29 protein-coding genes and 1 riboswitch are annotated in these 25,571 nt (G+C 36.1%); of the genes, 17 read left to right on the forward strand and 12 right to left on the reverse strand.

Going from position 1 to position 25,571, the window contains the following annotated elements; genetic code table 11:
* Positions 1-6 precede the first annotated feature (6 nt).
* The 4 genes from ribBA to ACK1U5_RS19070 all read right to left on the reverse strand — a co-directional run bounded on the left by ribBA (position 7) and on the right by ACK1U5_RS19070 (position 3,797).
* On the reverse strand, positions 7-1,200 hold the full coding sequence (gene ribBA / locus ACK1U5_RS19055; protein WP_000468983.1) for a bifunctional 3,4-dihydroxy-2-butanone 4-phosphate synthase/GTP cyclohydrolase II: 1,194 nt from the start codon (positions 1,198-1,200) through the stop codon (positions 7-9).
* Between the two features lie 12 nt (positions 1,201-1,212).
* Positions 1,213-1,857, reverse strand: a complete 645-nt coding sequence (gene ribE / locus ACK1U5_RS19060) for a riboflavin synthase subunit alpha (RefSeq protein ID WP_000493898.1) — start codon at positions 1,855-1,857, stop codon at positions 1,213-1,215.
* Positions 1,839-2,951 carry a bifunctional diaminohydroxyphosphoribosylaminopyrimidine deaminase/5-amino-6-(5-phosphoribosylamino)uracil reductase RibD gene (gene ribD, locus ACK1U5_RS19065; RefSeq protein ID WP_000131988.1) on the reverse strand — a complete coding sequence of 371 codons (1,113 nt, stop codon included), beginning with the start codon at positions 2,949-2,951 and terminating at the stop codon, positions 1,839-1,841. The genes ribE and ribD overlap by 19 nt, the downstream gene beginning before the upstream one ends.
* 305 nt (positions 2,952-3,256) lie before the next feature.
* A riboswitch (FMN riboswitch) is annotated at positions 3,257-3,400 on the reverse strand.
* 190 nt (positions 3,401-3,590) lie between these two features.
* Complete coding sequence (locus ACK1U5_RS19070) at positions 3,591-3,797, reverse strand: CDGSH iron-sulfur domain-containing protein (RefSeq protein WP_001151579.1); 207 nt, start codon at positions 3,795-3,797, stop codon at positions 3,591-3,593.
* Positions 3,798-4,085: 288 nt separating this feature from the next.
* Here ACK1U5_RS19070 and ACK1U5_RS19075 point away from each other — a divergent pair, with 288 nt between their 5' ends.
* Positions 4,086-4,331 (forward strand): DUF2552 family protein, encoded by a 246-nt coding sequence (locus ACK1U5_RS19075; RefSeq protein WP_000360793.1) that lies wholly within the window; start codon positions 4,086-4,088, stop codon positions 4,329-4,331.
* A 9-nt stretch (positions 4,332-4,340) separates the two neighbouring features.
* On the opposite strand, the gene ACK1U5_RS19080 is transcribed toward ACK1U5_RS19075, so the two are convergent.
* Positions 4,341-5,267: an alpha/beta hydrolase gene (locus tag ACK1U5_RS19080; protein WP_000819234.1), complete on the reverse strand. Its 927-nt coding sequence runs from the start codon at positions 5,265-5,267 to the stop codon at positions 4,341-4,343.
* Positions 5,268-5,348: 81 nt separating this feature from the next.
* On the opposite strand from ACK1U5_RS19080, the gene ACK1U5_RS19085 reads away from it, so the two are divergent.
* Positions 5,349-5,831, forward strand: coding sequence for a GNAT family N-acetyltransferase (locus tag ACK1U5_RS19085; RefSeq protein WP_000902432.1), 483 nt, complete (start codon positions 5,349-5,351; stop codon positions 5,829-5,831).
* Between the two features lie 99 nt (positions 5,832-5,930).
* The gene (locus ACK1U5_RS19090; RefSeq protein WP_000201351.1) at positions 5,931-6,794 is read left to right on the forward strand and encodes a LacI family DNA-binding transcriptional regulator; all 864 of its coding nucleotides are present in this window, start codon (positions 5,931-5,933) and stop codon (positions 6,792-6,794) included.
* Between the two features lie 24 nt (positions 6,795-6,818).
* On the opposite strand, the gene ACK1U5_RS19095 is transcribed toward ACK1U5_RS19090, so the two are convergent.
* Both ACK1U5_RS19095 and ACK1U5_RS19100 read right to left on the reverse strand, forming a co-directional pair.
* Complete coding sequence (locus tag ACK1U5_RS19095) at positions 6,819-8,138, reverse strand: Na+/H+ antiporter family protein (RefSeq protein ID WP_000994808.1); 1,320 nt, start codon at positions 8,136-8,138, stop codon at positions 6,819-6,821.
* 131 nt (positions 8,139-8,269) lie between these two features.
* Positions 8,270-9,268, reverse strand: a complete 999-nt coding sequence (locus tag ACK1U5_RS19100; RefSeq protein ID WP_000898966.1) for an alpha/beta fold hydrolase — start codon at positions 9,266-9,268, stop codon at positions 8,270-8,272.
* A gap of 121 nt (positions 9,269-9,389) precedes the next feature.
* Here ACK1U5_RS19100 and ACK1U5_RS19105 point away from each other — a divergent pair, with 121 nt between their 5' ends.
* Positions 9,390-9,866: a ribbon-helix-helix domain-containing protein gene (locus ACK1U5_RS19105; protein ID WP_000151927.1), complete on the forward strand. Its 477-nt coding sequence runs from the start codon at positions 9,390-9,392 to the stop codon at positions 9,864-9,866.
* A gap of 125 nt (positions 9,867-9,991) precedes the next feature.
* On the opposite strand, the gene ACK1U5_RS19110 is transcribed toward ACK1U5_RS19105, so the two are convergent.
* Complete coding sequence (locus tag ACK1U5_RS19110; protein ID WP_000265548.1) at positions 9,992-11,581, reverse strand: bifunctional metallophosphatase/5'-nucleotidase; 1,590 nt, start codon at positions 11,579-11,581, stop codon at positions 9,992-9,994.
* A gap of 201 nt (positions 11,582-11,782) precedes the next feature.
* Between ACK1U5_RS19110 and ACK1U5_RS19115 the strand changes: the two genes are divergently transcribed.
* The 3 genes from ACK1U5_RS19115 to ACK1U5_RS19125 all read left to right on the forward strand — a co-directional run bounded on the left by ACK1U5_RS19115 (position 11,783) and on the right by ACK1U5_RS19125 (position 13,592).
* The gene (locus ACK1U5_RS19115) at positions 11,783-12,046 is read left to right on the forward strand and encodes a YqkE family protein (RefSeq protein WP_000727561.1); all 264 of its coding nucleotides are present in this window, start codon (positions 11,783-11,785) and stop codon (positions 12,044-12,046) included.
* Positions 12,047-12,112: 66 nt separating this feature from the next.
* The gene (locus ACK1U5_RS19120; protein WP_001227188.1) at positions 12,113-12,637 is read left to right on the forward strand and encodes a GrpB family protein; all 525 of its coding nucleotides are present in this window, start codon (positions 12,113-12,115) and stop codon (positions 12,635-12,637) included.
* A 127-nt stretch (positions 12,638-12,764) separates the two neighbouring features.
* A complete protein-coding gene (locus ACK1U5_RS19125) occupies positions 12,765-13,592 on the forward strand; it encodes an aldo/keto reductase (RefSeq protein ID WP_000547994.1) in 828 nt (275 codons plus the stop codon).
* 57 nt (positions 13,593-13,649) lie between these two features.
* Here the strand turns inward: ACK1U5_RS19125 and ACK1U5_RS19130 are convergent, their stop codons facing one another.
* Both ACK1U5_RS19130 and mciZ read right to left on the reverse strand, forming a co-directional pair.
* Positions 13,650-14,564 carry an aldo/keto reductase gene (locus ACK1U5_RS19130; RefSeq protein ID WP_000747213.1) on the reverse strand — a complete coding sequence of 305 codons (915 nt, stop codon included), beginning with the start codon at positions 14,562-14,564 and terminating at the stop codon, positions 13,650-13,652.
* Positions 14,565-14,656: 92 nt separating this feature from the next.
* On the reverse strand, positions 14,657-14,791 hold the full coding sequence (gene mciZ, locus ACK1U5_RS19135) for a Z-ring formation inhibitor MciZ (RefSeq protein WP_000870302.1): 135 nt from the start codon (positions 14,789-14,791) through the stop codon (positions 14,657-14,659).
* A gap of 74 nt (positions 14,792-14,865) precedes the next feature.
* Between mciZ and ACK1U5_RS19140 the strand changes: the two genes are divergently transcribed.
* A complete protein-coding gene (locus tag ACK1U5_RS19140) occupies positions 14,866-15,405 on the forward strand; it encodes an NUDIX hydrolase (RefSeq protein ID WP_000067041.1) in 540 nt (179 codons plus the stop codon).
* A 24-nt stretch (positions 15,406-15,429) separates the two neighbouring features.
* On the opposite strand, the gene ACK1U5_RS19145 is transcribed toward ACK1U5_RS19140, so the two are convergent.
* A complete protein-coding gene (locus ACK1U5_RS19145; protein ID WP_000803479.1) occupies positions 15,430-15,981 on the reverse strand; it encodes a GNAT family N-acetyltransferase in 552 nt (183 codons plus the stop codon).
* 155 nt (positions 15,982-16,136) lie between these two features.
* Here ACK1U5_RS19145 and spoIIM point away from each other — a divergent pair, with 155 nt between their 5' ends.
* From spoIIM to corA, 9 genes are all read left to right on the forward strand, one after another.
* The gene (spoIIM, locus tag ACK1U5_RS19150; protein ID WP_013142149.1) at positions 16,137-16,754 is read left to right on the forward strand and encodes a stage II sporulation protein M; all 618 of its coding nucleotides are present in this window, start codon (positions 16,137-16,139) and stop codon (positions 16,752-16,754) included.
* A 107-nt stretch (positions 16,755-16,861) separates the two neighbouring features.
* A complete protein-coding gene (gene fur / locus ACK1U5_RS19155) occupies positions 16,862-17,317 on the forward strand; it encodes a ferric iron uptake transcriptional regulator (protein ID WP_000392657.1) in 456 nt (151 codons plus the stop codon).
* Positions 17,318-17,420: 103 nt separating this feature from the next.
* Positions 17,421-17,651: a YqzK family protein gene (locus ACK1U5_RS19160; RefSeq protein WP_001250432.1), complete on the forward strand. Its 231-nt coding sequence runs from the start codon at positions 17,421-17,423 to the stop codon at positions 17,649-17,651.
* A 6-nt stretch (positions 17,652-17,657) separates the two neighbouring features.
* On the forward strand, positions 17,658-18,548 hold the full coding sequence (gene xerD / locus ACK1U5_RS19165) for a site-specific tyrosine recombinase XerD (protein ID WP_000390088.1): 891 nt from the start codon (positions 17,658-17,660) through the stop codon (positions 18,546-18,548).
* A gap of 147 nt (positions 18,549-18,695) precedes the next feature.
* Positions 18,696-19,436 carry a FixH family protein gene (locus ACK1U5_RS19170; RefSeq protein ID WP_000733456.1) on the forward strand — a complete coding sequence of 247 codons (741 nt, stop codon included), beginning with the start codon at positions 18,696-18,698 and terminating at the stop codon, positions 19,434-19,436.
* Between the two features lie 354 nt (positions 19,437-19,790).
* On the forward strand, positions 19,791-20,975 hold the full coding sequence (gene deoB / locus ACK1U5_RS19175; RefSeq protein ID WP_001046079.1) for a phosphopentomutase: 1,185 nt from the start codon (positions 19,791-19,793) through the stop codon (positions 20,973-20,975).
* 12 nt (positions 20,976-20,987) lie between these two features.
* A complete protein-coding gene (locus tag ACK1U5_RS19180; protein WP_001078446.1) occupies positions 20,988-21,809 on the forward strand; it encodes a purine-nucleoside phosphorylase in 822 nt (273 codons plus the stop codon).
* Between the two features lie 7 nt (positions 21,810-21,816).
* Positions 21,817-23,121, forward strand: a complete 1,305-nt coding sequence (locus tag ACK1U5_RS19185) for a pyrimidine-nucleoside phosphorylase (RefSeq protein ID WP_001243069.1) — start codon at positions 21,817-21,819, stop codon at positions 23,119-23,121.
* A 59-nt stretch (positions 23,122-23,180) separates the two neighbouring features.
* On the forward strand, positions 23,181-24,143 hold the full coding sequence (gene corA, locus ACK1U5_RS19190; protein WP_002005674.1) for a magnesium/cobalt transporter CorA: 963 nt from the start codon (positions 23,181-23,183) through the stop codon (positions 24,141-24,143).
* Positions 24,144-24,173: 30 nt separating this feature from the next.
* Here corA and ACK1U5_RS19195 read toward each other — a convergent pair whose 3' ends face one another.
* Positions 24,174-25,463: an NCS2 family permease gene (locus ACK1U5_RS19195; RefSeq protein WP_000676240.1), complete on the reverse strand. Its 1,290-nt coding sequence runs from the start codon at positions 25,461-25,463 to the stop codon at positions 24,174-24,176.
* Positions 25,464-25,571 lie beyond the last annotated feature (108 nt).

Genomic DNA, 25,571 nt, shown 5'->3' on the forward strand with positions numbered 1-25,571 from the left:
CTTTAATTATAAGTTTAGTAAGTGTCCTAATTTATTTACTTTCGTTTGTAAATATGATTTATTTTCTTCTTTTGCCGGCATTTGCAACGGTACACGCTCGACTACTTCTAAATCGTAACCTTGTAAGCCAGCAATTTTTCTTGGGTTATTCGTTAATAATCGTAAGCTTTGTAAACCTAAATCTTTTAATATTTGAGCACCGATACCGTAATCACGAAGATCAGCAGGGAAGCCGAGTTTTTCATTTGCTTCTACAGTATCGAATCCTTCTTCTTGTAATTTATAAGCGCGAAGCTTATTAAGAAGCCCAATGCCTCTTCCTTCTTGTCTCATATAAAGAAGAACACCTTTTCCTTCACGCTCAATTTGAGCAAGTGCTGCATGGAGTTGTGGTCCGCAATCGCAGCGATGTGAACCGAATACATCTCCTGTTAAGCATTCAGAATGAACACGTACAAGTACCGGTTCACCTGTTGAAATATCACCTTTTACAAGTGCGATATGTTCTTTCGTATCTAATGAGTTAGAATAGCCAATTGCGTGGAAAGTACCGAAATCTGTAGGTAATGTAATTTCCACTTCTCTCGTCACAAGTGTTTCATGATGGCGGCGATAAGCAATTAAATCTTCTATTGTAATCATTTTTATATCAAATTGTTTTGCGCATTCTATTAAATCAGGTACACGTGCCATCGTGCCGTCCTCATTTATAATTTCGCAAATAACTCCAGCTGGTTCGGCACCGCATAGCTTTGCTAAATCAACAGCAGCTTCTGTATGACCTGCACGACGCAGGACACCGCCTTCTTTCGCAATTAATGGAAAGATATGTCCAGGTCGATTGAAATCAGCGCCTTTTGATGCGGGGTTTAACAATTCTTGTATCGTAGTTGCACGTTCGTGAGCGCTAATCCCTGTTGTTGTAGAAACATGGTCAATGCTCACTGTAAACGCAGTATGATGTGAATCTGTATTATGAGATACCATTGGTTCTAATTGTAGACGTTCTGCGTACCCTGCTGTAATCGGTACACAAACGAGACCACGGCCATGTGTAATCATAAAGTTAATTGTTTCTGGTGTAATGTACTCTGCTAAAGCAATAAAATCGCCTTCATTTTCTCGGTTTTCATCATCACATACGATAACGACTTTACCTTGTTTTAAATCTTCTAGAGCTTCTTCAATACGATGAAACATTGTGCTTCCCCCTTATAGAAATCCGTTTTCTTGTAAAAAGCTTTCAGTCATTGAACCTACTCGTTTTGTAGGTTTAGTAATAAAGCGTTCGATATATTTACCAATCATGTCACACTCAATGTTTACGATATCTCCGGCATTTTTTTCCCCAATGACAGATTCGCTTACTGTGTGCGGGATGAGTGAAATCGTTATGGAAGATTCGTCTATAGCAAATATCGTTAAACTCGTTCCATCAACAGCAATGGACCCTTTCTGCAAACAATAGCGCAGCAGTTCATCAGAAATTGCTATTTTGTAATAGACGGCATTGTAATGTTGTTTTTTATTTAAAATCGTTCCGATGCCATCAATATGTCCTGAAACGAAATGTCCACCGAATCGTCCGTTTGCAGCCATTGCTCGCTCTAAATTTACTTTAGAGTGCGGTTTAAGTATACGAAGTGATGTCGACTGCATCGTTTCGGGCATTGCATCAACTGTAAATGAAGTAGTTGTAAAGTTTGTTACAGTTAAGCAAATACCGTTAACCGCGATACTATCACCTAAGTGAACATCTGATAAAATTTTCTTTGCATGAATCGTTAATTTCATCGCTTCTCCGCTTTGTTGCATGTTTGCTATCGTTCCTAATTCTTCTACAATTCCTGTAAACATTTCGTCACCTCGTTTCGGGCATTCGCAACGATTTTTATATCATCACCAATTTGTTTCATCTCTTGAATTTTCAAGGAAAGCGCATCTTGTAATTTTGAAAAACCATTTCCTCCAAATAAAGTAGGAGCATCTTTCCCACCAATTAATTTCGGGCTTATATAGGTTACAATTTCATTAAAATTGTTTGTTTTTAAGAAACTTGCATGAATCGATTGGCCACCTTCAACGAATAGAGAAAGAATTTGTTTCTCTCCAAGAAAGGAAAGAAGGTCCTCGATTTCTATATGCTTCGTTTCCATTTGGAATATAGCTATATTTTTAGATTCATAAGAAGATATCTTCTCTTTCTTTACATCCTTACCGACAATAATCCATGTCGGTGCTAAACCATCTGTTATAACATGAGAAGATGGTGGCGTTCGTAAATGGGTATCTAAAACAACGCGAATAGGATGTTTCCCACCATTTGGAATTCTTGTTGTTAAATGAGGATTATCAGCTATAACTGTATTCACTCCAACAAGAATTGCATCATGTGTATGGCGATATTGGTGAACATCAGCACGTGCTTCTTCACCTGTAATCCACTTACTTTCACCAGTTACAGTTGCTGTTTTTCCATCTAAGCTCATCGCTGTTTTGATTGTTACAAAAGGGCGTTTCGTTTTCATGTAGTGAAAAAAGTAGCGATTTAATAAAACTGCTTCTGCTTCAAGAACACCAGTAGTTACTTCAATTCTAGCTTCCTCTAATCTTCTTTTTCCGTTACCAGAAACGAGCGGATTACAATCGAGAGTAGCAATTACAACACGCTTAACTCCTTTTTCGATGAGCAATTCACAGCAAGGTGGTGTTTTTCCAAAGTGGCTACACGGTTCCAGTGTTACATAAACGGTAGCGTCTTTGGCGTTCTGACCAGCCATTTGAAGGGCATGAACTTCTGCGTGTTCTTCACCAGCTCGTAAATGAGCGCCCATACCAACGATGTTTCCATCTTTTACAACAACAGCACCAACCATAGGATTTGGACTTGTTTGTCCTGATGTTCCTTCTGCTAACTGCAGGGCAATCCTCATATATTCTTGATCTGTCATTTTCTTCACCTCTCCAAAAAAAATCAAAAAACCCCAAGGATTTAATATCCTTGGGGTTTGGGAGACGTGATTTCTAGAAATATAGTTTGAATACGAAAGCATAGGAAAGAAACCTAACGATAATTGATATTTTTGCATAAGGAAAAAACCTAGCAAAATATCGAATTTTTAAACGCTAGTTGTCTCTTTTTATTTCAGTATAAAAAATAAGTATAGAAAATTAAACATATATAAAGAATCAAAATGAATCTTTAAAAATATGCATACTGAAATAAAAGTGTATTCACTATATAAAAAACTAGAAACATATCCTTCTCCCATCCAGACTATACTGTCGGCCCTAGAGTTTCACTAGATCCACCGTTTTCGAGTTGAAAACGGGTCACGGACTTAGAAGTTTTCACTTCATCACCGCCGGTTGGGAATTTCACCCGACCCCGAAGGATGCTGTTTGCTCAAATTATAGCACAAAAAAAATAAAAGGCTAGTAAAAAATATTCGAATGTGAAGAATTGTGTGAAAATATATGCAGGCTGGAATGGAAATAAAAGTATTAGAAATGTTGTAAAGAGAAGGGATATAACGGAGTTGCTAAAAAGAAAAAACATGCACAAAAAAATGTGCATGTCACATGTAAAATTATTCTGCCTCTGGTGCTCTAACAACAGACTCGAATTTACCTTTATGCGAAGCGTCGCAATAAGGCATATTTTTTGATAAACCACAACGGCATAAAGAAAATGCCGGTTTTGCTGGGAATGCATTCCCTTGTGAGTCGACTAATTCCACGTCCCCTGTAACGCGAAAAGAGCCATTATCATTTACTTTAATTTGTACTTTTGCCAACGTTATCCCTCCTTCCCAAACGCTTAATTTCATCATATAATCAAGGGAAGTGCTTGGCAATATAAAGTGAAACTTTAATTAGTGAGGGAGGCATCCCCCACTAATTATTAGTTGAACCAATCGGGCTTTTAGGGGCAGTTAATCTCTTACCTAACTTCTTTGTTTCAGCCGAATTTTGAGGTGGGAGTTTTACTGCCCGCAAATAGCGGAGAAAAAAGAGCACTTTGTTTGAGAAAGAAGAGAGTGTTATAATAGTTTTCATAACTGACTAGAGTAAGGTGACGAGAGATGGATAAACAATTACATACATTACGAAACATTGCAAATGAGCGCACGTGGGCATCATTTTTGAATGATAATCATCCATATAGTTTGTTACATTGGTCCATTGCAGGTGTAGGGCAAGAGGCAAAGGATGTTTGGTTACTTCAAGATGAAGTAACATTTCAAACGACAGAATTCCCAACGTTAGATGATGCAATGCAATGGATTTCTGAAAATATGGAACAAGTTACAGACGTTTTAGCGCAATAAAAAACAGGCTTATGCAAGCCTGTTTTTTGTTTCTTTCACATATGTGTTTAAAAATTGATCGACGGCTGCTTCGTACTCTTCTTTATTTTCGTTATAAGAGCAAGCGTGTGCACCGTGTTCTGCAATATAAAGCTGCTTATTATTTTCTTTCGCTTCATATAACGCTTTTGTCATATCAGCTAAAATATAGTCGTCATCTTTACTATGAATAAAGAGAACGGGATTGTTAATGTTTTTTATACAGTCGATTGGTGAAACTTCACGAATTGTATAACCGTCACGAACTTTCAAAAATGCGTTTGCTAAAGGTAATAAAGGCCATTTTGGTAAATGGAATTCAACCTTTAAACGGTGCTGTAATTGTCCGTGAAAATCAGAGAAAGGACAATCTGCAATATAGAAATCAGCACCATCTTCTACAAGTCCTGCGTATTGAAGAAGTGTTGCAGCTCCCATAGATTCACCATGAATACCAAGTGTAATATTGGTGCCAAAACGGTTTTTTAGCCAGTCAACTACGGATTTTAAATCATGTTTTTCATAGTATCCATAGCTTGTTGTTTTTCCGCCAGTTTTACCATGACGACGATGATCGTAAATGAGGACGTTATATCCCCTTTTTAAGAATAAGTTTGCATATTTTACAGAGTTTATTTTATTTACAGTTACACCGTGGCAAAAAACCATAAACTTATTGGTGGAATGACCAGCAGGAATGTAATATCCGTGAAGGTCGTATCCGAATTGTGAAGGGATATGAATTTCTTCTTTATGAAGAGCATCAAAATCCTCTATACGAAAATGTTTTTTCGTTTCTCTTTCGAGTACTTCTTCCTCTGTTTTTTTCTTTAAGTACATCACTTTATTTGTAAAGAAAATCCCAAGGGCAGTTATTGCACCTAGTATAGTAAACAATGCTGCAAAAAAACGTTTCATACTTTACCTCATCCTCCAAATACCGTTACATGTGATACACTTATATTGTATCACAATGATATAAAAGGGGAGAAATAGGAAATGCTGCATATACAAAAAATTACGCCAGCGATGAAAGAAACAATCCGAATGTTCATGTGTGAGAACTGGGGAAGTTCATTGATGGTTTCACGTGGTAAGGGACATCAGTTAGAAGAGTTGCCAGGATTTGTTGCGCTCTTAGATGACAGAATAATCGGAATTATAACGTATGAAGTGATCGGGAATATGTGCGAAATTGTATCGCTAGATAGCTTTGAAGAAAGAAAAGGAATAGGGACGAAACTTGTGGATTGTGTATTACAAGTTGCAGAAGAAGAACGGTGCAGACAGGTTTGGCTTATTACAACAAATGATAATATGAATGCGTTACGATTTTACCAAAAACGTAATTTTGTAATGACTAATTTATATGTGAATGCGGTAGAGGAGGCACGAAAAATAAAGAAAGAAATTCCACGTATTGGATATGATAATATCCCAATTTTACATGAAATTCAGTTGGAGTATCGTTTAGTGAAATGATGTAACAATTTTCAGAAATGTGAGTTATTAATCTTGACGGATAGTGTAATTTAGGTTACCGTAAATTTGTAATCTATTACCATATTAAGGGGTGACGATGTGGCAACTATACGTGATGTTGCAAAATTGGCAGGTGTTTCAGTCGCAACCGTTTCACGAGTTATTAATGAAAAAGGATACGTTCATGAGGACACAGTAAAACAAGTAAAGGAAGCAATTGAAGAATTACGTTATAGGCCAAACAGTGCAGCGAAGCCACTATTTAAAGAGAATTCAACGATAATTGCATTACTTGTAGATAATTTATGTAACCAATCAAACATCACTTTGCTACATTGTATTGAGGAAATAGCATATAAAGAAGGTTATCAAATCATTATTTGTAATATAGAGAATAAAGATAGATACATACATATGCTGAAGCAAAATAACATTGCAGGTGTTATTTTGACAAGAGCAGTTTTTAAAAGTGTAGGAAAAATTCCATTTCCGTTTGTTGTGATCGATGAGCAACAATCACATGGAAATTATTATGAAAGTGGACAGAGAGCTGTTTCTTTATTAAAAGAGAAAGGGTGTCACTTTCTTGCATATTTCGGTGAGGGAGAAGAAAGTGAAGAAATGGAAGATCATATAGCAGGGTTTTTAGACGCTGTTTGGGATGAAGGAATCTCTTATCGAGAAGAATGTGTACAAGGGTATACAAATAAACAATTTATTACATTATTGCAAAACAATCCGTATGTAGATGGAATTGTAGCCTCAAGTGATCAGATTGCTATTGAGTTAATTCGGTCAGCGAGATTTCTAAATATACATATACCAGATAAATTAAAAATTGTTGGACCGAACGGGAGTATAGAGTGTGAATGGATAGGTTCATCACTACCGACAATTGAAAGCTATGTCAAAGATAACGGAAAAGTAGCTTTTCAACAATTAAAAGGAAAAATAAAAAAGTAAAAGGTGCGTTTTATACGCACCTTTTTATAATGTAATTGCGGCAATAAAGCCAAATATAAGTAACGGTATATTGTAATGTAGAAAAGTGGGTACACATGTATCCCATATATGATGGTGCTGACCATCAGCATTTAAACCGGATGTTGGTCCAAGGGTACTATCCGATGCTGGAGATCCTGCGTCACCTAGTGCTCCGGCTGTACCGATAATTGCAATTGTGGCCATTGGACTAAATCCAAGCTGAATGCAAAGAGGTACAAAAATGGTTGTTAAGATAGGGATGGTTGAAAAGGATGAACCAATTCCCATCGTAACGAGAAGTCCAATAACGAGCATAAGAAATGCAGCGAGTGGTTTGTTATTTCCGATTATATGTGCACTCGTTTGCACCAGAGATTCAACATGTCCTGTTTTTCGAAGAACAGCGCCGAATCCAGCGGCAGCAATCATAACAAAGCCAATGAAGGACATCATACGCATTCCGCTTGTTAATATCGCATCTGCTTCTTTAAGTGGTAGACTGCCACTAACTGATAAGACGATAATACCTGCTAAAGCACCGAAAATCATTGATTCGGTTGTTAATTGAACAGTTAATGTAGCAATAATAGATAATAACCCGAAAGTAATGCTACGTTTTGTATAGGGAACGATTTCATTTTCGGTAGTATGAATTTGTTCTGTTTCATACGTACGAGGTTTTCGGTACGTAATGAATACCGCTACACATAATCCAATAATCATACCAATTGCTGGAATAGTCATTGCTTTTGGAATAAGTGTGACATCAAATGTAAGGCCGCTTTGCGCAGCGTTGGTTTGTAATACGTCATGATAAATTTTTCCGAATCCTGCAGGGATCCACATATAAGGAGTAATCAATCCAAATGTAATAATACATGTGACAAGTCTGCGATCCACTTTCAGCTCATTTAATACTTTTAAAAGTGCTGGAATTAAGATGGGGATGAAAGCAATGTGAACAGGAATCAAATTTTGTGAGAAACAAGCCATCGTTAAAATAATGAATAAAATAAGTATTTTAGAATAAACTTGTTTTTTCGTGTCTTGTTCATTGCCAATCCATTTTAATGCAGTTTGAATCATAGCATCTGGAAGTCCTGTTTTGGAAAGGGAAATAGCGAAACCACCAAGCATTGCATAACTTAAAGCGATTGGAGCACTATTTCCAAGACCAGTTGTAAAAGTGTTAATCGTTTCTGAAATACCGAGTCCGCCGATAATTCCGCCTGTTAAAGCTCCAACAATGATGGCGACAATGACCTGGACACGTAACAAACTAAGCAATAGCATAATTGCTACTGCGACGAGTACAGCGTTCATAATAAATGTAATCTCCCTAAATATTTATTCTGTTAAGACAAGTAAATATGAAATGTTTTGCTATGTTTATACATACTTGCGACATATTATTATAAAATGTTTTCTATGAAATGTAAAAGAGCCTTTTGTTACTAATGCTGAAAAGCTAGCTCTTGTTTAATTGATTGCAAAGAATTAGCGAATAATTCTGGTTCTTCTAAATCAGGAGAATGTGCTGAATTTGGGAACCAAATCATCTTTTTTATAGGCGCTTCAATAATATCGCAATATTCTTGAACGAGTGCATAAGGAGTTTGATAATCATAGCGACCAGAACAAAAATAAACTGGAATAGATAAACTTGAGATAGAAGAAAAGAAATCGATTGTCAGCATTTCTTCCCATAAAACGCCAGATTTTAAATTTCCTGCGAGAAACTTGAACCAATCTAATAGCGTATACTCAGGAGAAAAGAAACCTTTTCGTATGAAAGAAAAGGAAGATCCGTTTTGGATTGCGCCTCCAAATGTGCCAAGCCACTTTCTTTGAATAATGAGACGTCTCGTATCTAAAAATGGTGGTTTGCCTAATTTTAAAAGGGAAGCTAATGCCTTTTTATGATCATGTTTTTTTGCAGAATGAATTAAATGTTGATATAGCAATTCTTCATTTTGTTTCATATGTACAATTTGCCCAATACCGATGTAAGCCTCGATATACTTTGGATATTGATGTGCTATGTTAAGCCCAATAATACTTCCCCAAGAATGACCAGCGAGAAATAGTTTTTGTTTGTTGAACCTTTTAAGTACATATTGAATCACTTCTTTTGCATCGGAAACGAATTGTTCGATTGTGAAATTTGCTCCGAAATCTTTCAGTGAAAAGGATTTACCAGCCCCGCGCTGATCCCAATTAATAACAATAAATTGCTTCTCTAATTCTTTTTGAAAATGGCGAATAAATCCGATTTGTGCCATCCCAGGTCCGCCGTGACAGCATAATAAAATAGGTTGCTCTACGTTTTGTCCACGCATAAGGAGAGTTTGTTTTCGATTATTAATCATAACGCTTTCTATCGTAGCGATACTATTAGGAATGAGTTGTTTGTTTTCATTATAGAACTGAGGGGTGTAGCTACGAAAAAGCATATTGAAAACCTCCTTTTGTGAAATCGTATGAATCGCACAGGCTATTCATTTTGCATATACTGTTAGAAAATCATTGTAACATACCATACTAGTGTCATTTCAACACGGGAGGAGGGAAATTGTGACGATTGGAGAAATTATAGATGGTTTAAATAGACGTGAACCCATCGCTATTATAGCAAAACGTCTTGAAATAAGCCCGTATACATTATCGAAGAAATTAAGATTGATTGGATACGAATATGATGGAGAGCAGAAGAAACGTATTTTTGTAGGAGATGGAGAAGAACCACGTCACTTACAACTCCAAGAAGCGACCGCCCTTCAATATGAGAAAACAGATTATCAATTGTTAATTTATGAGCAATTACAAAGCATTTATGAATTATTAAGAAAAAGAGAAGAAGTAATTGTACCAATTATGAGTAAAAGTACAGAGAAGAAGAGACGAACCTTTTCTATTAATACAGAAATATTATCACAATTGGACCTTATATCAGAATCGAAAGGAGTTCAAAAATCTAAACTTGTAGAAGAGGCGTTGCACCAATTTTTACAGCAATATGAAGTTGACAAAACATCACATTTTGATAACTAAAGAAAAGGATACTATGTTCATTGGAAGAACGAGTATCCTTTTTATGATGTATATTACATATAAAATAGAGGATCAGTATAAATCCTTTATGGCGTGAAAAATGAAATTTATTATTAGAGAAACACTTAATTTACTTTTTGAATTCTTCCATCAATAACTGGCTGAATTGGTTCTTTTAATTGTTTTACGTAATCGACTAACGCTTCAAAGTCGTTTGGACCAGTTTCTGCATTTTTACCATTTTTAAATGATACGAATCCGTCACCGCCAGAAGCTAAGAAGGCATTTGCAACTACGCTATACATTTTAGATGGAGATAATTCTTCACCGTTTGTTAAACGTATATTTGTAACTTTTTCACCGTTTGGTTTATTTGCATCCCACGTATATTGAATACCTGAAATTTGAAGCATTCTTGTTGTTCCTTTTTGCCATTGCTGATTTAAAATATCGCGAATGTCTTGACCTGTTAAATCTACTTTAATTAATTGATTTCCAAAAGGTTGAATGCCGTATAACTCACCCCACGTAATATCACCAGCATCTAAGTCATTACGAATGCCACCAGGATTCATGAGGGCGATTTGAGTTTGCATTGTTTGACGCTGAGCATCGGCAACTAAATTTCCAAGAGTGGACTCACCAGCATCATTTTGTTTACGGTCGATAGGTGCTGTAGATTTTCCGACTACTTCATTTACAAGTGGTGCAATTTTTTCTTTATATTGATCTAGTTTTTTCTTTACTTGTTTATCAGGTTCTACACCTTCATGATACGTTGTAACAACTTCAGCTTTTTTCTTTACAATATCCTTTGTTTTACGATCAATTGTTACATCCACGTCTGAGAAAGCCGTTCCGTATGAATTTGCTTGGACAATTAGTTTATTATTTACTGTACCATTTACATACGTATGACTATGTCCACCGAAAATAACATCAACTTCTGGGTCTGTTTCATTTGCAATTCGAGTAAGATCGCCATTTGTTACCCCAGACTCATCGGTTGTTCCACCGACATGAGCAAGAACGACGATAGATTTAACGCCGAGACGTTTTAATTGTTGTGTTGATTTATTAATTGCTTCTACTTCATCAGTAATTTGTACATTGTTAAGCATCGTAGGCATAACGACATTTGGTGTATCAGTTGTAACAACCCCAATGAATCCTACAGGAACACCATCTACCATTTTTACAGTAAACGGTGGTAAAAATAAGCGGCCAGTTGATTTGTTGTAGAAGTTAGCAGCTACATAGGGGAAGTTAGCTCCTTTGAAATTTCCTGTTTTTTCATGATATCCACCGTAAATGAGGCGTTGCATTTCATCAATACCTTCATCAAATTCATGGTTTCCGATTGTACCAACATCAAATTTTAAGTCATTTAAAAATTCAATTGTCGGTTCATCTTGTAATAATGCTGAAACTGGTGGACTAGCTCCGACGATATCACCAGCATGTACGAGAAGTGTATTAGGGTTTTGTTTTTTACGTTCTTTTAAATAAGTAGCTAAGTAATCAGCGCCACCAGCTTCTTTATTATTGATTTTTTTAACAGTATCTAGTTGTCCATGGAAATCATTAATACCAAGCATTTGTACGTCTATGTAGCGGTTTTGTTCAGCTGGATTCTGAGATGGGGGAGCGGCAAATACGCTTGAAAAAGTAATGGTGCTTAAAACAGCAACGGCAGGAATAATTTTTTTCCACATAATATAATTCTCCTTTTTTTATAATCTGACATCATACGACATAATTTTAATAGATTCATAGGATTATAGCTACACAAAAATTTAGTCTTTTCGAAAAATTAACATATTTACAAAAAGTGAATAATAGAGTAAAGACCCTTTTTTATTGTCGATTTCATCGTGTATCTACTATAATGGAGAAAAAAGTAAAAGGTGAGTAGCATGAAGAAAAAGAAACAAAGACAAATGCAAAGACAATCGCAAGTGAATCAACCAAAGAAAGAAACACTTACATTAGGCGATCAATTAAATGATTCACTCATGCAACAATTAAAGAGTAAGAAGAAAGAGTTGCAAGTGAGAGAAGAGGAAAAAGAGGCAGCTGAACTGGAAAGAAAGCGCCAAGAACAAAAAGAACGTGAAAAGAATAAATCATTTGAAGAACTGCTAAGTGAAAGTAACCTTACTTGGAAAGACTTTAAATAATAAAAAATGATCAGTGAAATACCACTGATCATTTTTTGACGAGCTTGTAAGAAAAGGGGAGTTAGAATGAGAAAAATTGTCGTTGTTCCACATGAAAACCATTGGAGTGAAAAATTTCAAATGGAGGCTAAAAGATTAAAATCAGCGATGCCAGAAACGGTAAAAATTCATCATATTGGAAGTACGTCAGTTCCTGGACTGGCAGCTAAACCTATTATTGATATGATCATGGAAGTAGAAAATATCGAAAGAGTAGATGGGTGGAATGAACGATTTATAGAGCTTGGTTACATCGTAAAAGGGGAAAATGGTATTTCAAGACGCCGATATTTTATTCATGGAACTGAAGAAAAACGTTCGTATCATTTACACGTGTTTGAAAAAGGAAATCCAGAGATAGTAAGGCATTTAGCATTTCGTGATTATATGATGGCTCATTGTGAAGAAGCAGAGACATATGCAACCTTAAAGAAAGAATTAGCCGAAAAGTATACATATGATGGCGCGTTATATACGGAAGGAAAAAATGAGTTTGTGCGCAATGTGGATGAAAAAGCGAAAGAATGGAGAAAAAATAACGTGAATGAATGAATTCACGTTATTTTTTAACTATATAAAAGTGTTATGTAAACTGTACGTATGTTTTGACTTTTGGGATGAATCTTGTTGAAATAAAGTTGTGGCTTATAAAAAATGTAACAATGAAAGGGAGACGACTGTGCATATTCCAACAACTACACTTCATAATGGCGTGAAAATGCCGATGATTGGTCTAGGCGTATATAAAGCGAAAGAAGGAGACGAAGTAAAGCAAGCAGTAAAAACAGCGTTAGAAGTTGGATACCGTTCGATTGATACAGCAACTGTATATGAAAATGAAAGCGGTGTCGGAGAGGCGATACGTGAATCAGGAATTCCAAGAGAAGATCTATTTATTACAACAAAAGTATGGAACGACGATCAAGGATATGAGGAGACACTCGAGGCATTTGAAAAGAGTTTAAAAAAATTACAAATGGACTATGTAGATTTATATTTAATACATTGGCCGGTAAGAGGGAAGTATGTTGATACGTACCGAGCTTTGGAAAAATTGTATGAAGAAGGTAAAGTGCGCGCGATTGGTGTTTCTAATTTTCATAAACATCATTTAGAACTATTATTACCAAATTGCAAAGTGAAGCCGATGGTAAACCAAGTGGAACTTCATCCGATGTTGACGCAATTTGAGTTGCGCAATTATTGTCAAGATGAGCAAATTCAAATGGAAGCATGGAGTCCGTTAATGAGGGGCGGAGAAGTATTCCAGCATCCAATCATTCAGGCTATTGCTAACAAATATGAAAAAACACCTGCACAAGTTATATTAAGGTGGGATATTCAAAGCGGGATTGTTACAATTCCTAAATCTGTTACACCATCTCGTATTAAAGAAAACTTTACTATTTTTGATTTTGCACTAACTGAAGAAGAGATACGTCAAATTAACACGTTGAATCGTGATTTACATGTAGGAACGAATCCTGATAAATATGATACGTTATAAAAAAGACTGTCTCCTGATACTGGAGACAGTCTTCTATTTATCGGTAATTCGATATTTTTAACGATGCAAAGCATATGTGTCATATTTAACAATCTTTTGAAGTTGTATATATTCTTCTTTCGTTAAAGGTAACTGTTGGCTAGCTCGTATATTTTCCTGTAATTGTTGAAGCGAGCTTGCACCAGGTATAACAGCTGCAACAGTCTTATTATGTAAGCAATATTGAATAGCTGTTCCTGTTAAAGAGCGTTCTCCAATCGTTTCTTTTACACTCGCTAGAGTTGTATGTAATTCATCGTAAGAATAAGAAAGATAATCCTTTTCCTTTACTCTTTCTATTTTTCTTGCATTGTTGTCAGTTAAAATTCCTTTTGCAAGTGGCCCGCGGGCAATCACGCTAATTTGGTGTTCATTCAGAAGTGGGAACCATTCTTCAGGGCGACGATTTAAAAGGCTATATTCCATTAGTACACTAACGATGTTTGAGCGTTTTGCATACTCACGAACGACATTTGGGCGTATAGAAGAAATACCGTAATGGCGAATAATACCTTCCTTTTTCAATTCTTCAAAAGCTTCAATTGTTTCATCTATTGGATCTTCAATCGTTCCGCCATGAAGTTGGTAAAGGTCAATATAATCAGTTTGAAGTCTACGTAAACTTTCCTTTACTTCAGTCTTTATGTAAGCTTTAGAAGGATCCCAAGACCAGCCATTTTTTTCTTCTGTCCAACGATTTCCAACCTTCGTTGTAAGTACAATTTGGTCTCTTCTTCCCTTCAAGGCTTTTCCAACAAATTCTTCATTTAATCCGTAATCATATAAATCTGCTGTATCAAAAAAATTAATTCCTAAATCGATCGCTTCATCGATAATATGCATAGCTTCTGTTTCAGATGTACCGAGAGACATACAGCCAAGGCCCATTTCTGTAACAAACAAATCTGAGTTTCCTAATTGACGTTTTTTCATAGGTCAACCTCCTTACCTTTATTGTACGAGAGGGAAAAGAGGTTGACAAACGTTTACTTTTCGCTGCGCATTAACTGCCCGTAAAAGCATGATTAATGTTTCACTTTATTTGCTGTAATCCACTCTTGTACAGTTGTATACTCTTTGCTATATTGCTTTAGCTTATGGCGAATTTGCCATGCTTTTCCGACTAAAGTGACGCGATTTGGTAAAATATAAACTTTCATTTCTATCACGCTCCTTTCAATGTGGTAAAATGTATGAGGAAAGAATAGGAAATAGAACAGGGAGATGAAGTAGTGTGAGTAATCTTGCAGAGAGAACAGTAAAAACTGAGCCGATTTTTGATGGTAGAGTTATAAAAGTTCGTGTTGATGATGTAGTATTACCAAATGGAGCAATGAGTAAACGTGAAATTGTAAATCACCCTGGTGCAGTTGCTATTATTGCTATTACTGATGAGGGGAAAATTGTGCTTGTTGAGCAGTATCGTAAAGCACTTGAAAAGGCGATTATAGAAATTCCGGCTGGCAAGTTAGAACCTGGTGAAAAACCTGAGGTAACAGCAGTTCGTGAATTAGAAGAGGAAACAGGATATGTATGTGAAAATATGGAGCTCATTACTTCTTTCTATACATCTCCAGGATTCGCAGATGAAATTTTATATGTATATAAAGCGACAGGTTTGACAAAAAAAGAAAATAAAGCTGAGTTAGATGAAGATGAGTTTGTGGAATTAATGGAAGTATCGTTAGAAGAAGCGATTACTCTTATGAAAGATCTTCGTATTCATGATGCGAAGACGATGTTTGCAGTACAATATTTACAACTACAAAAATAAACACTCGCCAAAGGCGAGTGTTTTTTAATTGATTTTTGCATATACACGTGCATCACGTAAGCTACCATCTGGTGCTAGGAAATCATTTTCCATTGTACCTTCTAGAATGAATTCTAGACGTTCTGCTAAGCTACATGCATTTATATTTGTTGCATCAGTACGAATTTCAATTCTTCTAGCGCCTAGTTTATCAAAGGCGAACTGAATTGCACCTTTAACAGCTTCGGTCATATAGCCTTGTTTTGTATAGGCACTATGTAGCCAGAAGTGAAGTGAAAACTTTGGAATATCCCAGTTTTCAGGCTTTAGTGTAATTGCTCCGATGAATGTACCAGATACTTTATCGTATAAGTGAAAATCAAGTGTTTCACGAAGTAAAAACTGTCCGTGAGCTTCGCGAACAATTTCTTCAGCACTCTCTTCTGTTTCAGCGTTAATTGGTATCCACGGTACTAAGTCTTCTAGAGAAGCTTGGATTGCTTCATATACTTCTGCACCATCACCTGGAAATGGTTTACGAACTTGCAAGCGTTCAGTTTGAAATAATGTTGGAAAATCTAATAATAATGGTTTCAAGAGAAATCCCTCCTATTCTCTACTTTTTAGTTTAGCAAAGTAGAGCGGAATTTCAATGTTAATTCGTCATACTTTTTTCTTTCTTTCATACATTTTTAATAAGAGTGTGAACGGAGGGAAGAAAAATGTGGCGAAAAAATTGGCAAGACCGTGTAATGTCTCACATACAGGAAAACTCTTCATTATATATATTTAACGCCGTTTTATTATTGATGGGAGTAATATTCGGAGCCATTCTGGTGAATAGTTTACAAATCAATCAAAAACAAGATTTATCATTTTATTTACAACGTTTTTTTGGACAAGTCTCTAAAGGAGAATTTGCTATTGCGGGCGAAATGTTTCGAGAAAGTTACTTTTCGCAATTAAAATACATCGGGTTTATTTGGATTTTAGGGATTTCAATTATTGGATTACCACTTATTTTTATTTTATTATTTGTAAAAGGAGTTGTCGTTGGATTTACAGTTGGTTTTTTAGTAAGTCAGCATGGATGGAATGGACTATTATTAGCATTTGTATCTGTTTTGCCACAAAATTTAATTATCATTCCAGTCTTTCTCGTTATGACAACTATTGCTGCAAGTTTTTCTTTACGGATGATTAGGCATCAATTTATTAGAAAAATAACCGAGCCACTATTACCATTATTAATCCGTTATACATGCTTCTTTCTCGTAATTGGAGTAGTGTTAGCACTTGCTTCTAGTGTGGAGGCTTACGCATCACCAGTTTTAATGAAAGAAGTCGTTGAGGCTATTAATAAAAAATAAATACTTTTTGAGAATAATTATCAATTTGTTTTTATTGTTTTTTCTTTTGACAGAAGCCCTTCTTCTGATATAATGGTGTAAGAGTGGCGAGGAGGGAGTAGTACCGAATGGAAGAAAGAATTGAACGAATTAAGAAGCAATTACATGCAGCGAGCTACAAATTAACACCGCAACGTGAAGCAACAGTTCGTGTGCTGCTAGAAAATGAAGAAGATCATTTAAGCGCAGAAGATGTTTACCTCCTTGTAAAAGAAAAGTCGCCAGAGATCGGATTAGCAACCGTCTATCGAACTTTAGAACTATTATCTGAGTTAAAAGTTGTCGATAAGATTAACTTCGGAGACGGTGTTTCACGCTATGACTTACGCCAAGAAGGTGCGCAGCGTTTCCACCATCATTTGATTTGTACACAATGTGGTGCTGTACAAGAAATACAAGAAGATTTACTTGGTGAAGTGGAAAGGAAAGTAGAACGAGACTGGAGCTTTAAGGTGAAAGATCATCGTTTAACATTCCATGGGATTTGTAAAAATTGTCAAGAAAATGAAACGGATGAAAAATAACCTTTTCCTATTTATCTAGGAAGAGGTTTTTTATTTGAATAAGGTATAAATTGGTGAAAGCTTGGCATATGTTGTAATAACTTATATTTTGGAGGAATTTACAATGCGCCGAGCTTTAAAATTAACTTTTGATGGAATAAAAGTATTTTTATTATTTACAAGTTGTACGATTTTGTTTTATTTCGCTATACTATGGATAAATGAAGAATATGAAAGCTATCATCGTTATGAAAAACCTAAAGAAGAGACTGTAGAAAAAGTATCAGGGAATGAAGAACCGGCAAAGGATGCTTTCGTAAATAGAATGATGTTTTTCTATGAAAATGGGGAGTAGTGTAGAGTGGAAGATCAATTAAAAGATTTTATTCATTATATGGTTGTCGAAAAAGGATTAGCAAAGAATACAGTAGTATCTTATGAACGGGATTTAAAAAGCTACGTAAAGTATTTGCAAAATGTGGAACAGACGAAAACTTTTCATGAAGTGACCCGTTTACACATTGTTAACTTTTTGCAGTATTTAAAAGAGAACGGAAAATCTTCGAAAACATTGGCGCGTCATATCGCATCAATTCGTTCGTTCCACCAATTTTTACTTCGTGAACGAGCGGTAGAACACGACCCATCCGTACATATTGAAACGCCACAAGGGGAACGGAAATTACCAAAAGTATTATCAGTTGATGAAGTAGAGGCGTTACTTCAAACACCAAAAATGACAAGTGCTTTTGGGATTCGTGATAAGGCGATGCTAGAGTTACTGTATGCGACAGGACTTCGTGTTTCAGAATTGATTGCACTCAATTTAGAAGATGTACATTTAACAATGGGATTTGTTCGTTGCATAGGGAAAGGGAATAAAGAAAGAATTATTCCACTAGGAAGTTTAGCAACGGAAGCGATTCAAAAGTATATTGAAAAAGGAAGAAGAGAATTAATGGGGAAAAAAGTAGTAGATGCACTCTTTTTAAACCATCATGGTAATCGATTATCAAGACAAGGATTTTGGAAAATATTAAAACGATTAGCGAAAGAAGCAAATATTGAAAAAGAGCTTACACCTCATACGTTGCGTCATTCGTTTGCTACGCACTTATTAGAAAATGGAGCAGATTTACGTGCTGTACAAGAAATGCTTGGACATGCAGATATTTCAACGACGCAAATCTATACGCACGTTTCAAAAACTAGATTAAAAGATGTATATAAACAGTTTCATCCGAGAGCATAGTTACTATGCTCTTTTTTTCATAGATTAAGAGGGGAAGAGCGTTTCACAGAAACTTCACAAACATTTCGTATATTGTTTTCAGCAGAAGACTGGAATATTACAATGTATTTCCTCTATACTAAATAAAGTATAAAGGAGGAAATGATGATGAAAAAACTGATTATAACTTTATTTATCGCGATGCTAGCGTTGGCTGGCTGTAATACAAACAAAGAAGAACCGAAAAAAGAACAGAAACTTGAAGCTGTAAAAGTAGCAGTACAAACAAATCCGAAAGAAATTAAACCAGGTGAAAAAACAGAAGTACAAGCACTTGTTACACAAGGGAAAGAAAAAGTAACGGATGCCGATGATGTAAAGTTTGAAATTTGGAAAGATGGCGACGAAAAACACGAGATGTTAGATGGTAAGCATAAAGGAAAAGGTGTTTATGCAGTAGAGAAAACATTCGAAACGGATGGAGTATACCATATTATCGCTCACACAAATGCACGTGAAATGCACGTTATGCCAGAAGTAAAAGTTGCTGTAGGAAATGCGAAAGTAGAAGATGCAAAAAAAGAAAATAGTGATCACAGTGCAGGACATGGAGATCATAAAAGTGACACAATGATCCATCTTATGGCTGGAGACATAAAGGCAAATGCTGAATCTACAATGAAAGTTCATTTAAAACAAAAAGAAGAAGCCCTAACTGGTGCTGAAGTACAACTAGAGATTTGGAAAGATGGTGTTGAAAAACACGAATTTATTCCAGCGAAAGAAGGGAATAAAGGAGAGTATGAAACAAAACATACTTTCAAAGAGAATGGTGCTTACAAAGTGAAAGTACATGTAAGAAAAGGCGAATTGCATGAACATAAAGAAGAAACAATAGAAGTAAAATAAAAAGTAGCTCTTTAGAGCTACTTTTTATTTTTAATATGAAGAAATAAATCATAAAAAAATTAGCACTTCGTTGCAGAATGGATTACAATAGAAGTGTGAAGAAAATGAGAAATTCTACGAAAATGTATTAAAAAGAAAGCGTAAACATGTTATGATATCAGTATCAGATGTCTGACATCTGACTTAGAAAAAACTAGAAATGTTTTTGAATCGTTTCAAGTAAACGAAATAGGTTAGAAAATGATTTAAAGAAGTACTGTTTGACAATGAGAATTCTTTTGGATAACAGTTTCACTTTATAGCGTTTTGAACATACTACAAGAAGTAGAACTGAACTTATAGGAGGTCGCAGTTATGAATAAATATAAACGTATATTCCTAGTCGTAATGGACTCTGTGGGAATCGGTGAAGCACCAGATGCTGAGCAATTTGGTGATTTAGGATCTGACACAATTGGTCACATTGCTGAACATATGAATGGGTTACAAATGCCTAACATGGTGAAATTAGGTCTTGGTAACATTCGAGAAATGAAAGGTATCTCTAAAGTAGAGAAACCACTTGGATATTACACAAAAATGCAAGAGAAATCTACTGGTAAAGATACAATGACAGGTCACTGGGAAATCATGGGCCTTTACATTGATACACCATTCCAAGTGTTCCCGGAAGGATTCCCGAAAGAATTACTTGATGAATTAGAAGAAAAAACAGGCCGTAAAATTATCGGTAATAAGCCAGCTTCAGGAACTGAGATTCTTGATGAACTTGGTCAAGAGCAAATGGAAACAGGCTCTTTAATCGTTTATACTTCTGCTGATAGCGTATTACAAATTGCAGCACACGAAGAAGTAGTGCCACTTGATGAGTTATATAAAATCTGTAAAATTGCACGTGAATTAACATTAGATGAGAAATACATGGTAGGTCGTGTTATTGCTCGTCCATTCGTTGGTGAACCTGGAAACTTTACACGTACACCAAACCGTCATGACTATGCACTAAAACCATTCGGCCGTACAGTAATGAATGAATTAAAAGATAGTGACTACGATGTAATTGCTATCGGTAAAATCTCTGATATTTATGATGGCGAAGGGGTAACGGAATCACTTCGTACGAAGTCTAACATGGATGGAATGGATAAGCTTGTAGATACATTAAATATGGACTTTACAGGTCTTAGCTTCTTAAACTTAGTTGACTTTGATGCATTATTCGGCCACCGCCGTGATCCACAAGGATACGGAGAAGCTCTGCAAGAATATGATGCACGTCTTCCAGAAGTATTCGCAAAACTAAAAGAAGATGATTTATTACTAATTACAGCAGACCACGGTAATGATCCAATTCATCCTGGTACTGACCATACACGTGAATATGTACCATTATTAGCATATAGCCCAAGCATGAAAGAAGGCGGACAAGAGTTACCACTTCGTCAAACATTTGCTGATATTGGTGCAACAGTAGCAGAAAACTTCGGTGTGAAAATGCCAGAATACGGAACAAGCTTCTTAAACGAGCTAAAGAAATAGGGGGATAAACAAATGAATCGTGAACTTATTACAAAATCAGCTTCATACTTAAAAGAGAAATTTCAAGAGACACCACAAGTAGGACTAATCCTTGGATCAGGACTAGGTGTATTAGCAGACGAAATTGAGAACGCAGTAACAGTACCTTACAGTGAAATCCCTGAGTTCCCAGTATCAACTGTAGAAGGCCATGCAGGTCAACTAGTATTCGGTACACTTCAAGGTGTAACAGTAGTAGCAATGCAAGGACGTTTCCACTTCTATGAAGGATACGACATGCAAAAAGTAACATTCCCAGTTCGTGTTATGAAAGAACTAGGTGTAGAAACAGTTGTTGTAACAAACGCAGCTGGTGGTGTAAATACATCATTTGAGCCAGGCGATCTTATGTTAATTTCAGACCACATTAACTTCATGGGTACGAATCCATTAATCGGACCAAATGATTCTGAAATGGGCGTACGTTTCCCTGATATGTCTACGTCATATACGGTAGAACTTCGCGAAATGGCGAAACAAGTTGCAGCAGACTTAAATATTAAAGTACAAGAAGGTGTATACGTAGGAATGACAGGTCCTGTATATGAAACACCTGCTGAAATTCGTATGCTTCGTACACTTGGCGGAGATGCAGTTGGTATGTCAACAGTACCTGAAGTAATTGTAGCGCGTCATGCTGGTATGAAAGTATTAGGTATTTCTTGTATTTCAAATATGGCAGCTGGTATTTTAGATCAGCCACTTCACCACGATGAAGTAATTGAAACGACAGAACGTGTTAAAGCGAACTTCTTAGCATTAGTAAAAGCAATCGTAAAACAAATGAAGGGGTGACCTCACAATGAGAATGGTGGACCTAATTGCAAAAAAACGTGACGGACATGCATTAACGACAGAAGAAATTAATTTTATTGTTGAAGGATATACAAATGGTGATATTCCTGATTATCAAGTAAGTTCACTTGCAATGGCAATTTTCTTCCAAGATATGAACGATCAAGAGCGTGCTGATTTAACGATGGCAATGGTAAATAGCGGTGATACAATCGACTTATCAGCTATTGAAGGTGTAAAAGTAGATAAGCATTCAACAGGTGGTGTTGGTGATACAACGACACTTGTATTAGGTCCATTAGTAGCTGCTTTAGATGTACCAGTAGCGAAAATGTCTGGACGCGGTTTAGGACATACTGGTGGTACAATTGATAAATTAGAAGCAGTCCCAGGATTCCATGTGGAAATTGAAAACGATGAATTCATGCGTCTTGTAAATGAAAACAAAATCGCAGTTATCGGCCAAAGTGGTAACTTAACGCCTGCTGATAAAAAGTTATATGCACTTCGTGATGTAACAGCAACAGTAAACTCAATTCCGCTTATTGCAAGTTCGATTATGAGTAAAAAAATTGCTGCTGGTGCAGATGCAATTGTTCTTGATGTAAAAACTGGAGCAGGTGCATTTATGAAAACGGATGAAGATGCAAAACGTTTAGCAGAAGCAATGGTACGTATCGGTAATAACGTTGGTCGTAACACGATGGCAGTTATTTCGGATATGAGTCAACCACTTGGTGAAGCTATTGGTAATGCACTAGAAGTACAAGAAGCAATTGATACATTACAAGGTAAAGGGCCGAAAGATTTAGAAGAGCTATGTTTAACACTTGGAAGTCAAATGGTGTACCTTGCCGGACAAGCTTCATCTTTAGAAGATGCACGTGAAAAGCTAATTGAAGTAATGAACAACGGAAAAGCGCTAGAATCATTTAAAACGTTCTTATCAGCGCAAGGCGGCGACGCATCTGTTGTTGATGATCCTTCTAAATTGCCACAAGCACAATTTAAAATTGAAGTGGAAGCGAAAGAAGACGGATATGTATCAGAAATCGTTGCAGACGAAATCGGAACAGCAGCAATGCTTTTAGGAGCAGGACGTGCAACGAAAGAGTCTGAAATTGATTTAGCAGTTGGTCTAATGCTGCGCAAAAAAGTAGGCGATAGCGTGAAGCAAGGTGAATCCCTTGTTACAATTTACGCAAACCGCGAAAATGTTGAAGATGTAAAAGCGAAAATTTATGAGAACATGAAGATTTCTAAAGAACATGTAGATGCACCAACTTTAGTACACGGTATCGTAACGAAGTAATAAAAAAGCTGAGGAGATTTCTCCTTGGCTTTTTTTACTATTTTTTGTTTATAATAATAATGGGTGAAATTATGATTAGAATTTGTGCAGTAACAAAAACAGATGAAGTATTATATGATGTTTCTCTAGAAGAAACAAAGAAAGACCATATTGTATGGTATTGGCTAGATTTATATAAGCCAACGAAAGAAGAGTATACATATATTCTGCAAGACCATTTTAAGTTCCATCCCCTTGCAATTGAAGACTGTATAGAATATGTACAGAGGCCAAAAGTTGATTTTTATGATGGATATAACTTTTTAGTACTTCATGCATTTGGGGAAGATGGACTAGAACCGCACGAAATCGATTTATTTATTAGTGATCGTTATATTGTTTCTTTCCACTTTTCTCATAACAATGCAATCGAAAGAGTATGGAAAACACTTGGAGAAAAGAAGCGTATTAAAAATAGTCCTTTACACGTAGCTCATACAATTATCGACCAAATTGTAGATGACTATTTTGCGCCTGTATATTACATTGAGGATCATTTAAATGCAATTGATGATAATTTAACGGGGGAGACAGCAGGAAGTGTATTAGAAGAGGTATTTGATATACGTACAGATTTATCAAAGCTAAGGCGTACAATCATTCCGATGCGTGATTTATTATATCGTATTTTAAATTCGACTCGTTTTTACGGTATAAGCGATCATGAAATTTACTTTAAAGATATACATGATCATTTGCTTAAACTAACAGAAATGATTGAGGCAAGCCGAGAGTTAACAGCAGATATTCGGGATAGTTATTTTTCATTAAACTCACATCATATGAATAACATTATGAAAACATTAACTGTATTCTCGACTATTTTCATGCCATTAACATTTATTGCGGGAGTATATGGAATGAACTTTACGCATATGCCAGAGCTTGGTGGACAATATAGTTATTTTATTTGTCTACTTATTATGGCACTAATTGGCGGCGGAATGATGGCCTGGTTTTATAAAAAAGGATGGTTTAAGTAAAAAAACACCGAGGATTTCCTCGGTGTTTTTTTAACCAATAGCATGTAATACAAACATAGCTAAGAATAAGCATGTAATGATATACATAGATGGTGCGACTTCTTTACGCTTTCCAAGAGCAACTTTTAAGATAGGGTAAGCAATAAATCCGAACGCAATGCCATCAGCGATACTATATGTGAGCGGGATCATAACGATAATTAAGAATGCTGGAAATCCTTCTGAAAAGTCATTCAGAGGAATTTGTTGAATGCTTGTAATCATCAGACCGCCAATAATAATTAAGATTGGTGCAATGGCACTATCAGGAATTAATTTGACAAATGGAAGAGCAAACAGTGATGCAAAGAATAGCAATCCAGTAACGATAGACGTCAGACCTGTCTTACCACCTGCAGTAATACCTGCGGCACTTTCTACTGTTGAAACGGTAGGACTTGTGCCAAATAGACCACATGTCATTGCTGAAATTGCATTGGCTTGGTAAGCACGTGGGAATTTACGATCATCTTCTAATAAACCGTGCAGAAGTCCCATGTTCTCAAAAATAAGCACCATGCTTAAAGAGAATGTTGCAATCCAAAATGGTAAGGAAGAAAGTTTCCCAAATGACATAGCTCCAAACACATCACCGTAATTAGCGAATGAGAATGAACTATTTCCCACTTGACTCGTATCCACAAGACCAAATAGCCATGCGATACCAGTTCCTATTGCAATCGTCCATAAAAAGTTTCCACGTACGTTACGAATAAATAATACAAGTGCAATGATAAGAGTAAGTAATGTCGCAAGAACGACAGGATTACTTAATTTCCCCATTGCCACAGCAGTATTTGGGTTCGAAACGACTAAACCACCTTTTTGCAATCCGATAAACGCTAAAAATAATCCGATGCCGACAGTAATCGCTTCCTTTAATGACTTTGGAATTGATACTGATAGCACGCGAGCGATTGGTGTAAAAGCGGCAATTGCAAAAATAATACCAGAGATAAAGACAGCAGCCAATGCTTCTTGCCAAGTTAGTCCAAGCGTATGCACAGCTGTGTACGTGAAGAATGCATTTACACCCATACCCGGGACAAGAATAGCAGGTGCATTTGCCCAAAATGCCATGAGTAGACATCCGACAAATGAACTAAAAACAGTTGCTAAAATTCCAGCTTCAAGAGGAATGCCAGCATCTGATAAGATTGACGCATTTACAATCATAATATATACGATTGTGAAAAATGACGTAACTCCAGCTAAAACTTCTTGTTTTGGTGATGTTTCGTGTAAACCTAATTTAAATGTTCTTTCAAGTATTCCTTTCATGTTAAACCTTCTTTTTCATATCCCTCTCCCACCCGTGATATCTCTTTTGTAAGAGCTCACCGTTCTTTATTATATCAGAACATCATGTTTTTACAACAAGTAAAATGA

This window comes from Bacillus sp. XB1, from assembly GCF_053557995.1.